This is a genomic window from Peteryoungia aggregata LMG 23059, from assembly GCF_030814435.1.
Classification (GTDB): domain Bacteria; phylum Pseudomonadota; class Alphaproteobacteria; order Rhizobiales; family Rhizobiaceae; genus Allorhizobium; species Allorhizobium aggregatum.
In genome coordinates this window covers 348,603-367,584 of the sequence record NZ_JAUSUW010000002.1, presented here as the reverse complement: position 1 = coordinate 367,584, position 18,982 = coordinate 348,603, and the positions used below count along the sequence as shown (strand labels likewise).

The 18,982-nt window shown below is 60.4% G+C and carries 16 protein-coding genes and 1 tRNA gene; 11 read left to right on the top strand and 6 right to left on the bottom strand.

Annotated elements, in window-relative coordinates; genetic code table 11:
* The first annotated feature begins 16 nt into the window (after positions 1-16).
* The 10 genes from J2045_RS04635 (at position 17) to J2045_RS04590 (ending at position 6,799) form a co-directional block, all read left to right on the top strand.
* The gene (locus tag J2045_RS04635) at positions 17-454 is read left to right on the top strand and encodes a DUF2948 family protein (RefSeq protein WP_307369900.1); all 438 of its coding nucleotides are present in this window, start codon (positions 17-19) and stop codon (positions 452-454) included.
* A gap of 94 nt (positions 455-548) precedes the next feature.
* Positions 549-1,847: a histidinol dehydrogenase gene (hisD, locus tag J2045_RS04630; protein WP_307369898.1), complete on the top strand. Its 1,299-nt coding sequence runs from the start codon at positions 549-551 to the stop codon at positions 1,845-1,847.
* A gap of 3 nt (positions 1,848-1,850) precedes the next feature.
* Complete coding sequence (locus J2045_RS04625) at positions 1,851-2,324, top strand: UPF0262 family protein (protein ID WP_102019030.1); 474 nt, start codon at positions 1,851-1,853, stop codon at positions 2,322-2,324.
* Between the two features lie 5 nt (positions 2,325-2,329).
* Positions 2,330-2,791, top strand: coding sequence for an arsenate-mycothiol transferase ArsC (locus tag J2045_RS04620; protein ID WP_307369894.1), 462 nt, complete (start codon positions 2,330-2,332; stop codon positions 2,789-2,791).
* A gap of 143 nt (positions 2,792-2,934) precedes the next feature.
* The gene (gene infA / locus J2045_RS04615) at positions 2,935-3,153 is read left to right on the top strand and encodes a translation initiation factor IF-1 (RefSeq protein WP_004435948.1); all 219 of its coding nucleotides are present in this window, start codon (positions 2,935-2,937) and stop codon (positions 3,151-3,153) included.
* Between the two features lie 37 nt (positions 3,154-3,190).
* On the top strand, positions 3,191-3,811 hold the full coding sequence (locus J2045_RS04610) for a Maf-like protein (RefSeq protein WP_307369892.1): 621 nt from the start codon (positions 3,191-3,193) through the stop codon (positions 3,809-3,811).
* A 2-nt stretch (positions 3,812-3,813) separates the two neighbouring features.
* Positions 3,814-4,026, top strand: a complete 213-nt coding sequence (yacG, locus tag J2045_RS04605; protein ID WP_166601805.1) for a DNA gyrase inhibitor YacG — start codon at positions 3,814-3,816, stop codon at positions 4,024-4,026.
* A 207-nt stretch (positions 4,027-4,233) separates the two neighbouring features.
* A tRNA-Phe gene (locus J2045_RS04600) sits at positions 4,234-4,309 on the top strand.
* Between the two features lie 110 nt (positions 4,310-4,419).
* The gene (locus J2045_RS04595; protein ID WP_307369890.1) at positions 4,420-6,177 is read left to right on the top strand and encodes a tyrosine-type recombinase/integrase; all 1,758 of its coding nucleotides are present in this window, start codon (positions 4,420-4,422) and stop codon (positions 6,175-6,177) included.
* Complete coding sequence (locus J2045_RS04590; protein ID WP_307369888.1) at positions 6,110-6,799, top strand: Abi-alpha family protein; 690 nt, start codon at positions 6,110-6,112, stop codon at positions 6,797-6,799. The genes J2045_RS04595 and J2045_RS04590 overlap by 68 nt, the downstream gene beginning before the upstream one ends.
* 10 nt (positions 6,800-6,809) lie before the next feature.
* Here J2045_RS04590 and J2045_RS04585 read toward each other — a convergent pair whose 3' ends face one another.
* Entirely contained in the window at positions 6,810-7,262 is a 453-nt protein-coding gene (locus tag J2045_RS04585) for a hypothetical protein (protein WP_307369886.1), read from the bottom strand.
* An 8-nt stretch (positions 7,263-7,270) separates the two neighbouring features.
* The gene (locus J2045_RS04580; RefSeq protein WP_307369884.1) at positions 7,271-7,837 is read right to left on the bottom strand and encodes a recombinase family protein; all 567 of its coding nucleotides are present in this window, start codon (positions 7,835-7,837) and stop codon (positions 7,271-7,273) included.
* 754 nt (positions 7,838-8,591) lie between these two features.
* Here J2045_RS04580 and J2045_RS04575 point away from each other — a divergent pair.
* Entirely contained in the window at positions 8,592-9,089 is a 498-nt protein-coding gene (locus J2045_RS04575) for a hypothetical protein (RefSeq protein WP_307369882.1), read from the top strand.
* A 1,116-nt stretch (positions 9,090-10,205) separates the two neighbouring features.
* On the opposite strand, the gene J2045_RS04570 is transcribed toward J2045_RS04575, so the two are convergent.
* From J2045_RS04570 to J2045_RS04555, 4 genes are all read right to left on the bottom strand, one after another.
* The gene (locus J2045_RS04570) at positions 10,206-11,492 is read right to left on the bottom strand and encodes a hypothetical protein (protein ID WP_307369880.1); all 1,287 of its coding nucleotides are present in this window, start codon (positions 11,490-11,492) and stop codon (positions 10,206-10,208) included.
* Positions 11,489-12,016, bottom strand: a complete 528-nt coding sequence (locus J2045_RS04565; RefSeq protein ID WP_307369878.1) for a hypothetical protein — start codon at positions 12,014-12,016, stop codon at positions 11,489-11,491. Before J2045_RS04565 ends, J2045_RS04570 begins: the two co-directional genes overlap by 4 nt.
* Positions 12,017-12,082: 66 nt before the next feature.
* The gene (locus J2045_RS04560; RefSeq protein WP_307369876.1) at positions 12,083-14,851 is read right to left on the bottom strand and encodes a M15 family metallopeptidase; all 2,769 of its coding nucleotides are present in this window, start codon (positions 14,849-14,851) and stop codon (positions 12,083-12,085) included.
* A 167-nt stretch (positions 14,852-15,018) separates the two neighbouring features.
* Entirely contained in the window at positions 15,019-18,384 is a 3,366-nt protein-coding gene (locus J2045_RS04555) for a hypothetical protein (RefSeq protein WP_307369874.1), read from the bottom strand.
* Positions 18,385-18,982 lie beyond the last annotated feature (598 nt).

The window sequence follows — 18,982 nt, the reverse complement described above, 5'->3', positions numbered from 1 at the left end:
GATACTGTGAGGTGACATGACGGACTTGAAGCTGCTGGCGCTCGATGCCGATGATCTCTCGATCATCTCGGCCCATATGCAGGACGCCGTGTTTAAGGTCGGCGATCTGAGCTTCTCGGCTCGCTCCGGTCTTTTTTCGCTCGCGGCCAATCGCTTCGTCTGGGAAAAGGCAGCACGGGCGTCGAAGAGCTTCGAGCGCCGTCGTGCGGCTTTGAGCTTCAAGCGCGTCGAGGCGGTTCGCTCGATCGGTTTTGATCGCAGCAAGGCCGACGAAGTGATGAGCCTGCTTGCGATCCGTTACCTGCCGAAAGGCGAGGGGCCTGATGGTGTGGTCGAACTGCTGCTTGCCGGTGGCGGCACAATCGCGCTTGAAGTGGAATGCATCGAGGCCCAGTTGGCAGATACCGGCGGTGCCTGGGAAACGACGACACGGCCGGAACACGAGGCTGGCTGACAAGGCTGGCGGACTGGCCTGGCTGATGAGGCCGAGCGGCGCGCAATCGTCGCGGCGTGATCGAATTGAGAATGCTTGAGAGGGAATACGGGGCGTGGCAATCTGGCTGGATCAGGCATCGGGAGATTTCGAGGCGCGTTTTGCGGCCTTCCTGACGACCAAGCGTGAAGTCTCCGACGACGTGAACGATGTCGTGCGCAAGATCATCGACGACGTGCGCAGCCGTGGCGACGCGGCACTCGCCGACTATTCCAAACGCTTCGACGGCGTGGATTTTTCGACCGTTTCCATGCGGGTGACGGATGAAGAGATCGCAGCAGCACTCGCCTCTACGGCGCCTGAGCTGATTGATGCCCTGAAGCTCGCCGCCGAACGCATCGAGCGCCATCACGCCCGCCAGATGCCGAAGGACGACATCTACGAGGATGCAATCGGCGTTGGCCTCGGTTCGCGCTGGACGGCGATCGATGCCGTTGGCCTTTATGTGCCGGGCGGCACGGCAAGCTATCCGAGCTCGGTGCTGATGAATGCGCTGCCGGCCAAGGTGGCAGGCGTTCCGCGCGTCGTTATGGTTGTGCCGGCCACCGGCGGTGCCATCAACCCGACGGTGCTGGCTGCAGCCAGCATTGCCGGCGTCACCGAGATCTATCGCATCGGCGGCGCTCAGGCCGTGGCAGCCCTTGCCTATGGCACAGAGACCATCGCCCCTGTCGCCAAGATCGTCGGCCCAGGCAATGCCTATGTCGCGGCGGCCAAGCGCCAGGTCTTCGGCACCGTTGGCATCGACATGATCGCAGGTCCCTCTGAAGTCCTGATCATTGCCGACAAGGACAACGACCCGGATTGGCTGGCAGCGGATCTGCTCGCCCAGGCCGAACACGACCCCGGCGCCCAGTCGATTGTCATCACCGATGACCGGGCACTCGGTGAGGCGGTAGAGGCGGCTGTTGAACGGCAGCTGAAATCCCTGCCGCGTGCCGAGACGGCATCGGCCAGCTGGCGCGATTTCGGCGCGATCATCATGGTGGAGAAGCTTGAGGATTCGATACCTCTAGCCAACCGCATCGCCGCCGAACATCTGGAACTCGCCGTGGATGATCCGGAACCCATGATCGAAGGCATCCGAAATGCCGGCGCAATCTTCGTCGGTCGCCACACGCCGGAAGTGATCGGCGATTATGTCGGCGGTTCGAACCATGTCCTGCCGACGGCGCGCTCAGCCCGCTTCTCATCGGGGCTGGGGGTGCTGGACTATGTCAAGCGCACCTCGATCCTGCGGCTCGGGCCGGAGCAGTTGCGCAAGCTGGCGCCAGCGGCAATTGCGCTTGCGAGATCGGAAGGGCTTGAAGCCCATGCCCGTTCCGTCGCCATTCGCCTGAACCTCGGAGACTAGGGGATGGCAGCGGGCGACTTCCGGCTCTCAGATGTCGTGCTGGACGAGACCATCGGGCGCTCGACACCTGATGTCGAGCATGAGCGGGCGGTCGCCATCTTCGATCTGATCGAGGAAAACACCTTCGAGCCGGCCGGCCATCCCGGGGGACCCTACCACCTCTTTCTGTCACTGATGGATCGCAAGCTCGTCTTCTCGATCAAGACGGAAGCCGGCGAGGATGTCGCCGTACACATCCTGTCGCTGACGCCCTTGCAGCGCATCATCAAGGACTACTTCATGATCTGCGAAAGCTATTACGAGGCGATCCGCTCCTCGACCCCGTCGCAGATCGAAGCGATCGACATGGGCCGCCGCGGGATCCACAACGACGGCTCCCAGACGCTGATGGACAGGCTCTCTGGCAAGATCAAGATCGACTTCGACACGGCACGCCGCCTCTTCACGCTGGTCTGCGTTCTCTATTGGCGGGGCTAGGATCGATGAGCGAGGGCGCAGACGACAGCCGCCGTCCGTCGCGGCCCGGCGCGATCCTCTTCATGTGCGGCCAGAACGTCATCCGCAGCCCCATGGCCGAGGCAATTGCAAGACAGGCCCTGCCGTCCGGCACCTGGATTGCCTCTGCCGGCGTCAAGAAGGGCGAGCGCGATCCCTTCGTGGACGTCGTGCTCGACGAGATCGGCCTGTCGCTCGGCCGGCGCCAGCCCCAGACGCTTGAGGATATGGAAGACGACTACTTCGATCTCGTGATTACCCTGACGCCCGAAGCCCATCACGCAGCACTCGAATTGACACGGTCGTCCGCGGTCGAGGTGGAATATTGGCCTATGCCGGATCCGACGGTCGAGACCGGCAGCCGCGAACAGCGGCTTTCCGCCTATCGCGACGTGCGGGATCGCCTGACGAAGCTGATCCGTGACAGGCTGGTTCTCGCCCCGGATTAGCGGCGGTTTTGCCCCTCTTGAAACAAATTCCAAAAGCCGAATCTACAAGGTTCACAAATGCCGGGCGATTGTGTAGTTTCCGCCCACATTTTCGGGGCCCTTCGCGCGCCCCGCTTTCAAACCCCAGGAAAGACAACCGCTCTATGGCAAAAGAAGAAGTCCTCGAATTCCCCGGCGTCGTCACCGAACTGCTGCCCAACGCCACCTTCCGCGTGAAGCTCGAAAACGAACACGAAATCATCGCCCACACCGCCGGCCGCATGCGCAAGAACCGCATCCGCGTTCTCGCAGGCGACAAGGTCCTCGTCGAGATGACCCCTTACGACCTGACCAAGGGCCGCATCACCTACCGCTTCAAGTAATCTTGGTCCAAGACCTGAGATCAGGGAGCGCGTTCGCATGGAACTGAGACAGAAGCTGATTTTGGCCTCCGGGTCGCCGCGCCGTGTGGACCTCCTGAAACAGGCTGGCATCGATCCTGCGCGCCTGATGCCGATGGATCTCGATGAGACGCCGAGCAAGTCCGAGCATCCGCGCTCGCTCGCCCGCCGGCTCTCGGCTGACAAGGCGAAGGCGGCCTTCCAGCAGGTGCGCAAGGACTTGACCTGGGGCAACAGCTACATTCTCGCCGCCGACACGGTGGTCGCCGTGGGACGCCGCATTCTGCCCAAGGCGGAACTCATGCAGGAGGCCTCTTCGGCGCTGCATCTGTTGTCCGGCCGCAGCCATTGGGTCTTTACCGGCGTTTGCCTGATCGGCCCTGATGGCAAGCTGCGCCAGAAGATCGTCGAGACCAAGGTCCGCTTCAAGCGGCTCTCCGGCTACGACATAGAATGCTACCTCGCGTCAGGTGAATGGCGTGGCAAGGCCGGTGCGTATGCCATCCAGGGCATCGCCGGCAGCTTCGTCCAGAAGATCGTCGGTTCCTACACCAATGTCGTCGGCCTGCCGCTCTTCGAGACGCTGCAGATGCTCTCGGGCGAGGGCTATGACGTGCATACGGGCTGGACGGAGGGCTGACCATGGCGGAAGGAGATGAACAGCGGACCGCCAAGGTCGAGCCGCTGCGCAAGGCACTGCCTTGCCCCGAATGCCGTCGCCCCTCGACGCGTGAGAACTATCCCTTCTGCTCGGACCGCTGCCGCAATCTCGATCTGTCGCGCTGGCTGAAGGGCTCCTATGCCATTCCTGTGGTCGACGACGAAGCCAAGGCCGACGACGACTACCGCGACTGACGGCTCTAGCGCCCGGAAAGCCGGTCGCCCATCCTCTGCGATCCCCTTGTTCCTGCTCACCTTTCTGCGATTTTCACATCTTCTTCAAAAAAGTGGCCGAAGGCGCTGGACATGGCCGAACAAGATGTTATAACCCCGCTCGCTCCCGGGGAAATACCCCGGCGGTCTTGAAATAAAGACCGGCAGGCTTCCAAAAAAAGCCGAGATGCCCGGATAGCTCAGTTGGTAGAGCAGCGGATTGAAAATCCGCGTGTCGGTGGTTCAAATCCGCCTCCGGGCACCACTATCTTCCCGATATAAGTCAGGACAGATACTTAAGCCTTTTCAAGAAATTGCGCATCACCTACTGTGTGACAAAGGTGTGTGACATTGCGCATTAGGCTGGCTAGTCCCATGAAGCGAAGCGGCTCCTCCAAGGCGTACTTTGAGAAGCGTATCCCGTCCGACCTCGTGGGCCGGATGGATGGCTTGAAATTCGTCGTGCCTCTGTCTGAAGACCGCCGCGATGACATATTGGTGGCCCTAAAGCCTGGGATGCGTTCGATACGCTTCTCCCTCCGCACCTCCCATCCCTCAGAGATCAAGAAGCGCCAAGCGGCTGCACTGAGCTACTTTGAGGACCGCTTTGAGGAGGTCCGCAACAGTCGGCCCCTGACGCTCACCCATCGCCAAGCTACGGCACTTGCGGGCAAGCTCTATGAGGGCTGGGCGGCTGGACCCGATAAGGTCAGGACGATGGTCCTAGAGGGCGAGCGTGGGAACTGGAAAGTGTCCTATCGGCTGGACGAGGCGGAGGACGAAGAGCTAACCCGTGAAGCCGCCGCCGCCTTTAGAGACCGCCAAGGAACTGATGAAGCCAAGAGAGACCTGGAGGGACTAAGCCGCATTGTGGACGGGCTGCTCCTGAAGGATGGCTTCCCGCTCGTCTCTGAGGAGACCAAAACGCTAGTAGTGCCCATGTTCTATAGGGCTCTTGTGGAGGGTCTTGAGGCGGGGGCCAAGAGGGCGGGTGGTGACTACAGCCCCGATCCGGTGGCCTCTCGGTTCCCTAAATGGGAGAGACCCCAGCAAGACGAAGCGCCACGGCATAAAGGCCCATCCGCTGAGGTGTCCCTCACTGGGCTCGTGGAGGGATGGTGGAAGGAGGCTAAAGCCTCGGGACTGACCCTAAGCACCTATGAGGGTTATCAGGCCACCTTTAGGAGGCTGTCCCTTTTCCTCGGGCATGATGACGCCTCCAGGGTGACCCCAGAGGACATAGTGAAATACAAGGACCACCGCTTAGCTACCCCAGATGCAAGGACAGGTAGGCCCATCACCCCCAAGACCTTTAGGGGGATTGATCTCTCAGGGATGCGTAGTGTCTTTGACTGGGCCGTGGCTAACTTGAAGATCTCCGCCAATCCTGCCAAGGGTGTCACGGTCAAGGCGGCTAGGCAGATCAAGCTTAGGGAGCGGGACTTCACGATAGAAGAGGCCACGGCACTCCTGAAGTCTGCCAATGAAGTTCTTAGTGTTGTCTCCAGGCCGAACCGCACTCAGTTGGCTTGCCGGTGGGTCCCTTGGCTATGCGCCTACTCTGGGGCACGTGTCGGGGAACTTGTCCAGCTTCGCAAAGAAGACATCAGGTATGACCACGGGACCAACTCTTGGGTCATGACGATCACCCCTGAGGCGGGCACTGTGAAGGGGAAGGAGGCGAGGGAGATCCCGCTCCACCCTCATCTTCTAGAGATGGGCTTTGGGAAGTTTGTGGATGCGACCAGGGACGGCTTTTTGTTCATGGACATCAAGCCAGGAGCAACGGCTAGAGGTGTCTGGAGGAGCAAGAAGAACCGCCTAGCGGAGTTCGCTCGGAAGATAGTGACGGACCCCAATGTGGCCCCTAATCATGGCTGGAGGCACACCTTTAAAACCCGTGGCTTTGAGGCGGACATCCAAGAGAAGGTGCTGGACGCAATCTGTGGTCATGCTCCGGTGACCGTGGGCAGGGCATACGGCTCCGTCTCACTGCAAACGAAGGTTGACGCCATGAAGATCTTCCCGCGATATGTGCTTGGTGAAGGTGGAGCGGGAGGCGAGCGTGATAACGGACGAACAGGCCAAGGCGGTTCAGGAAGTGGCCAAGCTGGGACAGTCGGCCCTCGATAAAGCTGACAAAGCAGGAGGCTACCTCACGGGCGTTTTCAGCGAGGCTATTGGACACATTGCCGCGACGGTAGGCGACAAAGCTCAGACCATATACATCCTCAACCGGATCAACTGCTTCAAGAAAATCCAGAAGGAACTTGAAGCCGCTGGGATGACCGAGAACCTTCAGCGCATTCCGAACCGCCAAGCGCTTCCCCTACTGGAGGCGATGTCACTGGAGGATGAGGATGAGTTCCAAAACGTTTGGGCAAAGTATGTGGCCAATGCTCTTAATCCTACGAAGTCAGATGTCTCGATAAATCGCCGCCTCACAGACGTGATCCGCTCACTTGAGGCTGAAGATCTTCAAGTGCTGCGAAAGCTGTTTGAAGAGGACCTCCGTGTTAGACGAGGGGACGCCATGGAACTGACGCCTGATGCTTTCGGCATTGATGAGGTGTCGCTTGACCTGATCTTGACCCGCTTTGTCTCGGTCGGCCTTTTCACCTTCTCGATTGGGGACTATCTGAGTGTAAGCTCCGATAACGGCAATGGGTGGCCATGTTGGATTGAGGTGAAGACCTCCACGGGTGAGTATCGTTCGGCTCCACTACTGATGATGCTCCAGAGGGCAATCGGCTAAGTGGGCCGCCTCAAGATAGGTAAGCATCTCCGAACTGTATCCGGTATTGGTGAAGCACTGTGTGCAGGGATGGAAGGACCTCAGCCATGAGGTTGTCTTCTCCCGAGTAGATCTCCATCCCACCATCGGCGTCCCCGAGTCGGGACCATCCACAGACCATGACCCCAGCCCTTGCCGGTGGCCTGAAGACATCACTGCCAGCGGTGAACTTGATGGGGTTCGGGTTCTTGAGGTTGTCCATATGCTTTGCGCCGATGGCCACCGCATGGACCACATTCCATGCTGCCGTGCATAGGCTCCTCATCGTGTCTTGGACCTTGGAGGCTCCTGCCTTCTCCAGGTAGTCCGACAAGTGGCACATGACGATACAGGCTAGGTATCCCTTGCGCCTGGACCTGAAGTCCTCCTCATAGTCCTCCAGAGTGGGCAGGAGGATTTCCTTTAGGTAGTCTCTGGGTGTCATCGTGCGCCTCAGGCCGCCTCTTTGAGTATCCTGAAGACACTAGCACGGCTGATGCCCAAAGCCTCCACGATCTGGGGGACGTTCTTCCCCTCTGCCTTCAGTTTCAAGACCTCATGGGCTTTCCTCTGGGCTGTTGGCTGCCTGCCAGTGTATCGACCCTCCGCCTTGGCCTTGGCGATGCCTTCCCGTTGACGCTCTAGCATCAGCTCCCGTTCGAACTCAGCGATGGACCCCAGGAGGTTCAACATGAGCTTTCCTGTGGGAGTGGAGGTGTCCAGGTTCATGGTGAGGATGCGAAGCTCCACCCCCTTCTCTTTGAGCCTCCCGGTGATAGTCACGAGGTCTGCCACTGAGCGGGCTAGGCGGTCCAGCTTGGTGACCACCAAGATGTCCCCCTCACGTACCCACTCCAAGGCCTTGTCCAGTTCGGGCCTTTTGTCCGCAACTGAGGAGATCTCCTCTTTGAAGATCTTGGTGCATCCCGCTGCCTGGAGGTCTCGAAGCTGGGCTTCAAGTCCTGCCTTCTGGTCGGTGGTGGAGGTGCGGGCGTATCCAATCAAGACGGGGCTGCTCATAGGGTGATCTCCTTAAAGTCTCACATGACACAAGCACAATATGAGACTTGCCATCTCAAAAGTCAATACCCATTCGTGTGAGACTGTTTCGGCTACCTCGGAGGCAGACTCACAAGGGCAAGGTCTAGTGAGACTGTGGATACCCAAAGTTTGCCCGTCGTGGCTGCACCACCATGAGTAATGTGTTCAGACACATTCTCGTCCAGGTGCTTCATGATCCGCATTGCTATTGCTGCCTCCTTGCTCCTCTCCTCCGCATCGGCCTCCTGGGCCTGCTATGAGCCGTCCGTCTATCTCTCGATGCCCACGGCCCCATCGTCTATCTCAAAGCCAGACGTACCGTATTGCCTTCAGGGGTTCGGCTACTCAGGGACCCACACGTGTGACGATTGGGAGATTACCTCGTATCAGAACGAAGTGGAGGAGTATGTCGATGACCTCCAGGACTACATGAATGAGGCCATAGAGGTGGCCCGCAAGGCGACTGCATTTGCCCAGGAGGCGGAGGAGTACGCTAGGTGTGAGGCGGAAGAGGTGGCCAGCCAACACAAGTAGGTCCCTCCGGTGAGCGGGCACTCTGCCAATTTCCGCCTGGGGGGCACGGGGGGAAGTGCGACCGCTGGCACGTTCATTACAGATGTCGCGTGAGTGACCCATTTTGCAGATCCGGTGGATTGCTGTGTGTTCACGCTTTGTGCGTTGACTATTAGACCGACTCGATGGAACCCTCAGGTACCAAACAAGGAGAGAACCTTTGGTAGACCTAGCGCTGTTGACTGGCTTGGCGGGTGGCCTGAAGACCGCCGTGGACATTGGGAAGACCATTAAGGAGATCAACGATCTCACCGTGATCCGCTCCAAGGTCATCGAGATGCAAGACATCATCTTGGGTGCCCAATCCTCCGCCATGGCTGCCCAGACCCAGCTCTTTGAACTCATTCAGGAGAACTCAGAGTTAAAGGCCAAGGTTGCCGCCGTGGATGACTGGAAAGCGACTGCCGCAAGATATCAGCTCAGGGACTACGGCGAGGGGACCTTTGCGTATGAACTTAAGGAAGACGCCGCTAATGGGGAGCCTCCGCATAAGCTTTGCCCCGTGTGCTTTGAGAATGGCAAGCGGTCACTCCTCCAGTTCCACGGTAAGACGGCCTCCAAGCAGCACTTGTACAAATGCCTTTCGTGTGGCGGGGACTTCTATCTGGGGACCATCGCAGAGATTAACTGGCCCTCCCGCCCTAACAGGCGCGTGTAGCCCTATGGTGAAACAGACCGTATGACTTGGGAAGAGATACTCCCCGCACTCATTGGGGCAGGCATCGGGACGGCCATAGTGGAGGCTGGGACCACTCTCTATCAGTACTTCAAGACAGGCAGGAACCAAGCATCCTTCCTGGCCTTTCGGGTCGTCATTCAGTTGGAGAGCTATGCGGGCCTTTGCCTAACTCGCATCTATGACGCGGACAACTGGGAGAGCACTAACGGAGCCATGGGACACACCTGGACCCTGCTCCCAGACTTCCCCGAGTTTCCCGATGATCCTGATGGATGGCGCAATGTTGGCCCTGAGATCCTTCATCTGGCATATAGTGTGAAGTCTGCCCATGAGGCCGAACAGGCTGGGCAGCGCTTTCTTGCTAAAGAGCTTGGTGGACAGGAGGCATTCGACACATTGCCGTCCGTCTGCTGGCAAATGGCACACAAAGCGCTCTTGGCGGCCAGAAGCATGAGGGTGAGATTCGGCTTCCCAGAGGGGGCAGCTGGTGCCTGGACACAGGTTGAAGGACTGCGGTCAAAGTATGAGGGCAAGGACTAGCCATCCAATCCCCTGTCCCGGTACCAAGGCAGTCACTTTGAGCACCAAAAGCAAAGGACTGAGAACAATCACTGATAAGATGCCACGAGGCCGCCTTTAAGTTCTCCCTAAAGCAAACTTGATGCCCACCTCCAGGCTGGGGAGACTCCTCTCCTCCTCAATGCTCTGAAGGCCCAGCTTCACGCCTACTTCATGGGTAACCTGAGGCAGGACTTCATGTTATTACATATAGAAAGCTTAATGTGTCATGAGGTCTGGGCCTCACATACGGCGTCCATAGAGGTGTTCATATAGTGAGGGCATTGGGTCGGCTTCATGTATGGAACCCATTGGGGAGGGGGAGACACCTCTCTCCATCATCGGCTACCTCAGGTGTTCATAGAGGCTACCTTGAGCACTGGAGCTTGAAGGAGAACTCCTAGCGTCTGCCTTCAAGTCCTGGAGGAGAGGGGGATCTATCATCCCTCCCCACATGAAGCCGAACTCCAAGCCAACTCCAAGAGCAGGGGGGCTAGGAGAAGGGAGCAGGGAGGGGGGGTATAGTGGCGAGTTATTTCAAGTTGGCTGCCATATCGCCTTCTCCTTGATGGGCAACGCAACGCCGATTGCATCAAGAGCCGCCCTCTGCATCTTCCATCTTGCCCGCTCCACGTCCTGGGCCGCCACCATGACCCCGTCATGCATCGGGAGGGCTGGGATGTCTTCCTCCCCCAGGTCGAGCAGGAGGCGCACCAGGAGTTGGCTCTCAGTAAACATAAGGTCCAGCCCCACGTCCGTCCCAAACAGGTGGGAAATGCGCGGATGGTGGCGGGTGGCGGCCTCCACGAGCTTCTTGGCGGTCCAGCCTTCAGGAAGAGCCGCCTTGAGTTTCGGTGAGAGGAGCTGCATGTCCGACGAGCGGGAGAGGAGCGAGATGAGCGCCAGCTTGGCCCCATCGCGGTGATCCTCCAGGCCTGGGATCTGGTAGGGGTCAACATTCGGCATCGGCTCCCCGCTTCTAGCGTAGGCCAGATGAGCGAACATGGCGGAGTAGTCCAGATCCGCGACCGGCTCCCCCCGAATGGCCAGCTTGTGTCTCTGCTTGGCCGATAGGCTCATCCAAAAGCCGCCGCCTAGTCTGCCATTGAGGTTAAACTCCACGGGGTCCTGAAGGCTCCTCAGGAGGAAGTTGCGGCGGAGGAGGAACGGGGCCACGGCTTCCCCTCCAAAGGTGAGCCCTGAGGTGGAGAGGGTGGCATTGATCCGCGCCATCTCCCCTCGAAAACGGTTGCTCTCTACAGTGTCCTCATAGGGGATTGTCCGCTTAGGGGTAGGCCCACCGAACCGAGACCTAACGCCGGTCCTTGCGGCCAGCCAAATGGTCTCCCCACCTGGGTCACGGCTGATATGGGCGGGGCGGATGCCGATTGACTGAAGTCTGGACTTGAAGACCTCGGTGGGCTCCACGGCGGTCTGCTTACGCTTGAAGACATAATCGTGGGTGCGGAGGGCCCCCACCTCCTCCATCGCCTCCATAACCTTCCCCTTGAGCCCATAAGGGTAGTCTTCGCGGTCATAGCGGGTCGGCTTCAGATGGGCCGTGGAGATGGCAAGGCGGGCCTCTGAGTCCACCCCAGGCCAAAGCCTCAGGTGAGCAAGATTTGCCACGTAGTTCCCCACGATGAAGCGACGGCGGGAGGCGGCATCGCGGCGCGTCCTGGTCTTGATCGTCCGCTCCACGTCATCCGCAATTCCCTCGGCAAGCTCCTCCAGGGGGCCGGGGCCTGGAGTAAGCCACTGGTCGAAGAACTTGGTGGGGACCTCGCTGAGATCCTGTCGTAGCTGCTGGCCCGCTGCCGTCACTTGGTGGTCTCCCAGAAATGGATGAGGGTGTTGGCATTGAAGACCGCCTCCACATTGCCCCTTGCGGTGCTGCTCTTGCGGACCTCCTCAAGGGCCTTCTTCGCGCCGTGCTTTGCGAGTTGGTAACCCGTGGCGAACCTCTGAGGCGGCTTCAGGATCTCCAGGCGGTTGGCCTCACGAGCCGCAAGGAGGGCCTCCAGATGTCGGGAGCCGATGAAGCGGGAGCCGTCGCTCTTCTTCCCATTGCCGCGCTTGAAGTGGTCTAGGCGGGTGCTGAGGCCAGCCATGTGGATGACAAGGCGAGGGGCATGGGGCAGGGCCTCAAGTAGCTGATGAACGGCGGCGGCTCGGGGGAACTCCTGGTCATCCGCAAAGCCGTAGCCCTGGAACGTGCAGGCCTCACCTCCCGGCTCCTCCACCGTGGCGGAGACGCCAAAGGGGCGGCGGTCATCGGTCTTGTCGAAGGGGGCAAACTCAAGGTGTAGGTATGCGGTTAGGCTTGGCGCATCGCTTCCGGTGGCCATGGCATCTCCAATCTGTGTCTGTGAGGATGGCCGGGAGGCCAACTAAGGAGCCTCCCGGTGTTTGCTTCAGGTGCGGGCCTTCTTGAGTTCGAAGTGGGGGCGATCTTTCCAGCGCTTCCAATCGCCACCCCATCCGATAGTGACACCGAGTTCCTCGGCGGCCTGCTTCATGGCCTGGGCTATCGCCTCTTGCATGTCCTCATCGAAGACCACGGCTCCCTCTTCATCGATAGGCCAGAGGTCCACGGCGTCCCCCTCCAGGTGGTTGGACTCATTGGTCTGTGACCATCCCCACTCCACGGCCTTCTTCTGGAGGTCTGCATCCCGCTTGCCGGAGCCGACAACGAAGCGGACCCCAGCCAACTCCTGGGCACGGCGCACGACATCTGCCAGTTGGGGCTTGATGGTCTGGAGGTTGGCCTCATGATTGCCTACGGGGTCTGGGTTCCACTGGAGGAACTGCTCCACCTCGTCCTCTGGGATCTTCGCGTAGGCTGGGGGCAACTCCTGGGGGCCGCTTTCTGTGAGGATGGAGTCTATGGCCTCCTGCCCCCCGGTGAGACCCTTCAGTCCTGCAAAGGCGGACATCATAGTGGACTTGCCGACCGCCGCCCGCTGGTTTGGGTAGTAGCCCTGTCCCCGTGCAGTCGGAAGGGATGCCCACTCCTGGGCTAGTGCTGTCATGAAAGCACCATCCCCCATCTCGCCAGACCTCCAGGAGTCGTACCCCCGGTTCTTGATGAGTTGGACCGCCATGGCATCCTGGAGGCGCTCATCAAACACGGTATCGTCAGGTAGCTCCATCTGCTCTTGGAGGCCTCGGAGAGTGGTCCCGACGATTTGGTAACGGCCCACGGCGGAGGAGTTCCAGGAGTTGTCTGGGTGGGCCAGCATATCGCGCTGAAGCTCTTTGACCTCTCCCAGTGTCATCTTGGTGAGTTCCACGGGGCCGCCCGTGTAAGCCCCATAGGAGAGGGTCTCATTGTAGCCCCTGCCTTTGTCGGTCCCCTCCGAGTTACCCAGAAGATCGAGGATGGGGCGAAGCTCCCCCGCCTCTTCGGTTGCGGTGGTGGCTGCCGGTTCTTCCCCGCTCACGTAACCGTCAATGAGGCTGCCCAGGCTGTCGGCCAGTTCGGACATATCGCCTCCCGTGTCGCCTTGCTCAGGGGGTACGATCAGGCCCGTCTCAGGGTCCACTTTAGGAGCCGCCTCCTGGTCCCGCTGCTGGGCCTCGGTGTCGGTCCCCTTGGTCTCAGACCAGATGGCCGCATTGAGTTCGTCACGGGTGATGCCCATGGCTCCCGCCTCACGATCAAGGTACTCCTGGAAAGCCTTGGGCAATGTCTCATAGGCCGGTGGCTGGTCCCCCTGATATAGAGAGTCGATGTCAACGGGGGGCTCCTGAGATGTCTGCTCCTGTGCCTTCTGCTGTGCAAGGTCCGCGTCTCCCGTGTACTTGGTGGGGTCCATAGCGTCGGCATCTGGATTGATGCGGCTAAGGATGACCTCTCCCAACTCGTTCGCGTATCGCTCCCGCTCGATTAAGGAGGCGTCTGGGTTCTTCTCCTCCCAAGACATCAAGCCAAACTCAAAGTCCTGGATAGCCTGGAGGCCTTCATCGGTGGTCGCGAAGTTGCCAAAGAGATCCGCCTCCAGCCCAGCGGGAGCGGTGCGCCTGGAGATCTCCTTGACGAACCGCTTGGAGGTCTGGCTCTCGATAATGCCGCCGCCTTCGCGCCGTGCCTTCTGGTACTTCTCCACACGGTCCAGGAGCCCAGTGAGCGTCTGGGGATTGCTGATCTTGCCCGCTGCCGCCGCCGCAAGGATCTCCTCCCGGTCTGCCCCTTCGGCAACGTCCCGATGAAGCCTCAGGATCTCTGAGGGGTCCTCCAGGTCTTCACCGTCCAGGAGGCTCTTGCGTAGCTCCACGAGATCCTTGCGGGCCTTGGGGTTGTACTTCTCCCATTCCCTCAAGACCTCCTCTGGGATCTCGGCACTGGGGTCCTGGGCAATGGTGCGGGCAACGCTCACCACCACCGACTTCTCCCGCTCCTTGTCGGCCTTCTCCTGGGCTCGGTCACGGTCTAGCATCCGCTGCCGTCCCGTGGTCTCCAGGGCGTTTATCGCCTCATCCCTCATGGAGCCAAACTTCGGATAGTCTTTGAGGGGAAGCCCCGCCTCATCGGTCGTACGGTCCAAGAGGCCCAGGAGATCGGGGTTATTGAGGGACACTGCCTTGGAGGTGATTATCTCCACCAACTGCCCGTCAAAGTCCTCTGCCCTCGTGCCCGCCTCCAGGGCTACATGGCGTTGCTCCATGAGGTCGCCCCAAAGGGCCTCGTGGTCGATAATCTGCCCAGTGGTAAGCTCATCATCGCTGGCTGCCTCCAGGGTCCTGCCCAGGATCGCACCACGGGTGCTGATGGCCCCCGAATAGACGGACTTCGCGGACTCGCTGGAGAAGACCTCGTAGGCGTCAGACTTCAGGGCCTCAATGTGAGGGTTCAGACCCCGTAGGATATCGACATCATCCGTCCCGATATTCTTGGGGACGAACTCCCCAAGGAAGGCCTGGAACGCCTGGGGGTCGTTCTTGGAGCGGCCATTCCAGGAGAGGTACTCCTTGGTGAATTGGTCCCTTAGCTGGATGCCCGCTAGATTGCCCTGGGCTGCCTTATAGGACTGCATGAAGATCGGGGAGGCGTGGGCAGGGACCTTGCCTTGTCGGACTGCCTCAGCCCACCCCAGGGAGTTATTCGCATTGAAGGCCGCCTCGGCTCGGATCTTGTCCTGCTCCTCAGCCTTTGCGTTTCGCTTCGCCAGAAAGGCGGACATCCCTGTGTCAAGCGAAGCCAGACCCTCAGCCAACTCATGGAGGGAAGAGCGGGGAGGCTCGGCGGGACGCACATAGGTGTCCACGGGGCGTGCTACAGGCGTGATTGCGGAAGGCCCTGAGATGGGCCGGTAGGGTTCTCGTGCCATGATGTTTTCTCTCGGTTGGGTCAGTAGCCAAGGCGCTCAAGGAGCTTGCGGCCTGCTCCTGGATCGTCTGTCCGGTTGCTCTTGAGGTCCGCTGCCACCTGGGCCTTGCGCCTGAGGGTTCCTTTGCGGAGTTCCGGGTGTTCGATGAGGAGGCGCTTATAGGCCGCCTCTCGATACTTCCCGACCACCCCAAGCAAGGCATTGAGGCGGGTCCCCTTGATGTCTCCGGGGCCGTCTGGGAGGATTTGGTAAAGGTCGGACTTGATGAGCTTCGCTAGGGCCGTCTTCAGGCTCGGTCGGCCTGGAGGCTCCGCCATATACTCCTGGTAAAGGTCATAAGCCGTCCGACCATTGGAGAGCTTGAAGTCCCTGAGGTCCACGTCACCCTTCATCGGGTCGGGAGCACCTAGTCCCTTCCCTGTATCGAGTATGATGCGGTTGTGCTCCGCCTCCACCGTGTCCGCTTCGTCGGTACTGGTCAGACCTATGCGGCGGAAGATCGGCTCCCCAAAGGCGTCTCGCCTCGGAGGAAGTGCGGCGGACAGTCCAGGCATGTCCTTCCTGAGGTAGTCGGTGAACGCCCGAGCCTCCCGCATGTAGGGGTCGTCATTCACGTATCCCCTCAAGGCGGAGGAGAGCGGGATCATGTTGGCCGCCGTCTGCCCCAGGTACTTGCCCCCGTGCTGCTCTGGGTCTTTCAGTGCCCTGAGGAAGGACTCAATGTTGAAGAGGAAGGTTCGATCTGAGAACCGCTGCCCGATGCTGAGTAGGGCGGCCCCCGCTGCGGCATCCCATGACTTATCATCCTCCTTAAGCTTCCGACCCTCCACGATGTCCACGACGATGGAGGCAGGAAGGCCGACCGGATCGAACTTGCCCAGGGGGAGGAAGCGGCGCTTTCCATCCGCACCTTCCCAGACAATCGAATAGGGTTTCCATCCCGTGGCCTCCAGTTGGCTCCTCAAGGCAGGATCATCGGGACCGCCTCCAGTGATGCCCCCGTTTGCCGCATGGACGGCAATGAGTGCCATGAAGGTGGCCCCCAAGGTCATCTGTCCGATTGCCTGGGCCTGTTGCTCGGTCCCAAGCTGCCCCGTGAGCATCTGCCGGTACTCCTTCTGGAGGAGGTTCAGGCCGGGGGTCATCTTGTGGCTGTAGCGGAGGACGTTGATAGGTGTCTTCACGAAGGGCAACACAAAGCCCAGGACGGGATGCTTGGTCCTAGCGTTCTGGACGGTCCTGCCGAAAGTGTCCTTCAGGAGATCCTGCTGAAAGGTCGCCGTCTGGGCTTCCTTCAGTGCCGCCGTGTCGGTGCCCCGTCCGCTGTCATCAAAGGCGGCTGAGAGACGGCGCTCAATGAACTGGGCCAGATCTTGCCCCGAGAGGCCGCGCTGGGTTGCTTCCACATAGGCCTTGGACTGGACCGTGGCCCTGTAGCTCAGGGTCTTCATGAACTCGTCAATGGCCCCCAGTGCTCGGGTCGGGAGGCCCACGACGTTCCGGTAGTTGGCGGCAATCATCCCATTGTGAATGATGTTCTCCAGGGAGGTGAGCGGCTTGAAGTTCAAGGCACCTTGCTGGACACCACTGGCACCCTCTGAGAAGAACTCATTTGAGTGGTGCGGGTGGAGGCGACTGTCCCCACGCTTGAAGGCCTCCAGCATTGCGGAGAAGCCATCTCCAAGGGACCCCAGCATGTAGCCGTATTCCTTGGCCGCCTGATGCCGGATCGGTGAGCCTTTGGCCCCCAGGGCAAGACCTCCAAGCCAACGCTCGGTCGGACGTGCAGCCAACATGAAGGCGTTGGTGGTCACGTTGACGAGGTGGGTGGGGTAAAGCCAGAGGAGGCTGTTGACCAGGGAGTATTGGCCCTCTTCCATGGCGCGGCGGAGGAAGGTGGGCTTCGCAAATTCTGCGAGCTTCTTGGGTTCTCCCTTTGAGGCATAGACCAGGGAAGCCAGCTTCTGAGGGTCCATGTCCTTCAGGAGGGCCATGTCTTCCGGCGACACCTGGAACTCTGACCGCATACGGCGCAAGGATCGCCCTGCGGCGCTGCTCATGGACTTGGCGGAGCCCATCAGTTCGGTGGCAACGGCTAGGCGCCGCTTCAGCTCCTCCCCTGCCTTGGTGGCATCTCCAGCCCAGTCCGTGAGGATGCCCGATTGGATCTTGGTGGCCACGGCATAGGCATCCTGGAACATCTTGTTGGCGATGAGGTAGGACACCTCCATGTCCGCCACCATGGACTTCGCATTGTCGCCAGCCTTGATGAGCTGCCCCATTAGGAGGTCAGTGTCTTCGTTGAACATGGAGGCCCGCTCCCGGACCATTTCCCGCACCTTGGGGTCTGACAGAACGTCGCCGCCCTTGAGTTCCCCCAGGCGGGCCTTGAGGGCTGTCGCGGTGTTGTCCACGAGGGTCCGCACTTCCTCGGGTCCCTGGAGCTTCTGCCACGGGAGGTAGCCCTTGGAGGTGAAGCGGTGGCCCTGTGCCGTGGCCTCCTCCCGGCTGCCATAGAGGCGGATCGCTGAAAGGTCATCCTCCGCGCCTTTGATGATGGCGGAGACATCCTCATCCTCAATGCGGGTTTGCACCACCGGGGCGGCGGCTGGGGTCTTCGCGGCCTCAGGTTGGGCCATAGGGTCGATGGCTGGAGGCTGGGTCCCATCGGGTGCTGGGCTTGCGGCTTGCGCTGGAGCGGTCTGCTCCGGTGCCTCGGGTAGCTGCTCCTTGACTGCCGGGGGCTGGGCCTCCTGGGTGGGGGCCTCGTCCATCGCCTTCAGTGTGACCTCTGCCGCCTCATCATCGCCCTGTCGGATATACCGCATGGCCTTGAGGGCCGTCGCGAAGGTGCCCGCAATGGCTACGTCCAGGCCGATGCCCTCCAGGGCGTTCTTGAGGCGTCCCTCCATGGCCTCGTCATCAGGACTTGCCGCAAGGTATTCCGTTATGGGGTTCTCCAGGGCGGGATATTGCTGGATGAGGTTGGATAGTCGGTCCTCGTGGGGATCGATTGCGATGAACCCTGTGGCGGCCCCTCGTGCGGTCTCGTATGTCCCCCGCGCCAAGGTGGCCCCTTGCTTCAATTTCGCAACGGTTTTGCTGAGGCCCATCACCTTTCCCGCGCCGACCATCCCGGTGGCAAACTGGGAGATGTCCGACACGATAGCGGCGGGCGCATAGAGGTCCGCATAGAATTTGTCTTGCGCTTCAATGGTTTTGCGAAAGCCGCTCCACTCTTCCGGCTGGACGGGATCTCCCGCCATCTCGTGGGCAAAGTCGCTCACCTCAAAGGCGGACTTGATGGCCCCCGTGGAGACTGACCCCAAGGTGGCTCGGGTCTGCTGGAGGCCTCGTCCCACGAAGTCGGCGGCCTGAGAGAGCATTCCCGGCTCTTCTTGCGGAGTGGCCTGGGGAGCAGGGGAGGCGGGGGACTGTTGCCGCTTCGCCTTCATCCTCTGGAGGGCCTGGAGGATCTGCGGACTAACTGAGGGGTCTTGGGGATCTGACATCGGGTTCCTTTCTCTGGGCATAGGTGTCCCGTCACCGGCCCACGAGGGCGGCGCTGGGCAGGTCTGCGAGATGTTGGGAGGGGGTTAGTTCGTGGAGTGGACTAGGCGGATGGACTTGCGGTTGGCCTGGGCCTCAGCTTCGCGGGCTTTGCGGGCCTCTCGAAGTCGTCGTGCATGATCCATGAAGAGGGACTCTGTGAGGTCTGCCGTGTTGACTGCATTCAGGGTGTCAGAAGGGTGACGCAAGAGGCCATCAGGTCCTTTGAGGATCTCTAGCTCTCGGTCGATGCTCCTGCGGGCCTCCTTGCTGCGGTAGTTGCTGCGGATGGTCTCCAGGTGTTGGATGGTGTGGTGGTGGTCGAGATCTGGTCGGCTCATGGCTGGGGCTTTCGGTTGATTTTGGACAAGGGAGCTCACTCCGGGAGGCTCTGGGCCGCTCGGTTGCGCTGGTCGGTTTCTTCAGGAGGAAGCC

Coding starts and splice junctions, on each gene's coding strand:
- J2045_RS04635 (WP_307369900.1), top strand. CDS start 17: ATGACGGACTTGAAGCTGCTGGCGCTCGATGCCGATGATCTCTCGATC.
- J2045_RS04625 (WP_102019030.1), top strand. CDS start 1,851: ATGGCAGCGGGCGACTTCCGGCTCTCAGATGTCGTGCTGGACGAGACC.
- J2045_RS04620 (WP_307369894.1), top strand. CDS start 2,330: ATGAGCGAGGGCGCAGACGACAGCCGCCGTCCGTCGCGGCCCGGCGCG.
- infA (WP_004435948.1), top strand. CDS start 2,935: ATGGCAAAAGAAGAAGTCCTCGAATTCCCCGGCGTCGTCACCGAACTG.
- J2045_RS04610 (WP_307369892.1), top strand. CDS start 3,191: ATGGAACTGAGACAGAAGCTGATTTTGGCCTCCGGGTCGCCGCGCCGT.
- yacG (WP_166601805.1), top strand. CDS start 3,814: ATGGCGGAAGGAGATGAACAGCGGACCGCCAAGGTCGAGCCGCTGCGC.
- J2045_RS04595 (WP_307369890.1), top strand. CDS start 4,420: ATGAAGCGAAGCGGCTCCTCCAAGGCGTACTTTGAGAAGCGTATCCCG.
- J2045_RS04585 (WP_307369886.1), bottom strand. CDS start 7,262: ATGACACCCAGAGACTACCTAAAGGAAATCCTCCTGCCCACTCTGGAG.
- J2045_RS04580 (WP_307369884.1), bottom strand. CDS start 7,837: ATGAGCAGCCCCGTCTTGATTGGATACGCCCGCACCTCCACCACCGAC.
- J2045_RS04565 (WP_307369878.1), bottom strand. CDS start 12,016: ATGGCCACCGGAAGCGATGCGCCAAGCCTAACCGCATACCTACACCTT.
- J2045_RS04560 (WP_307369876.1), bottom strand. CDS start 14,851: ATGTCCGCCTTTCTGGCGAAGCGAAACGCAAAGGCTGAGGAGCAGGAC.
- J2045_RS04555 (WP_307369874.1), bottom strand. CDS start 18,384: ATGCTCTCTCAGGCCGCCGACTTCGTGGGACGAGGCCTCCAGCAGACC.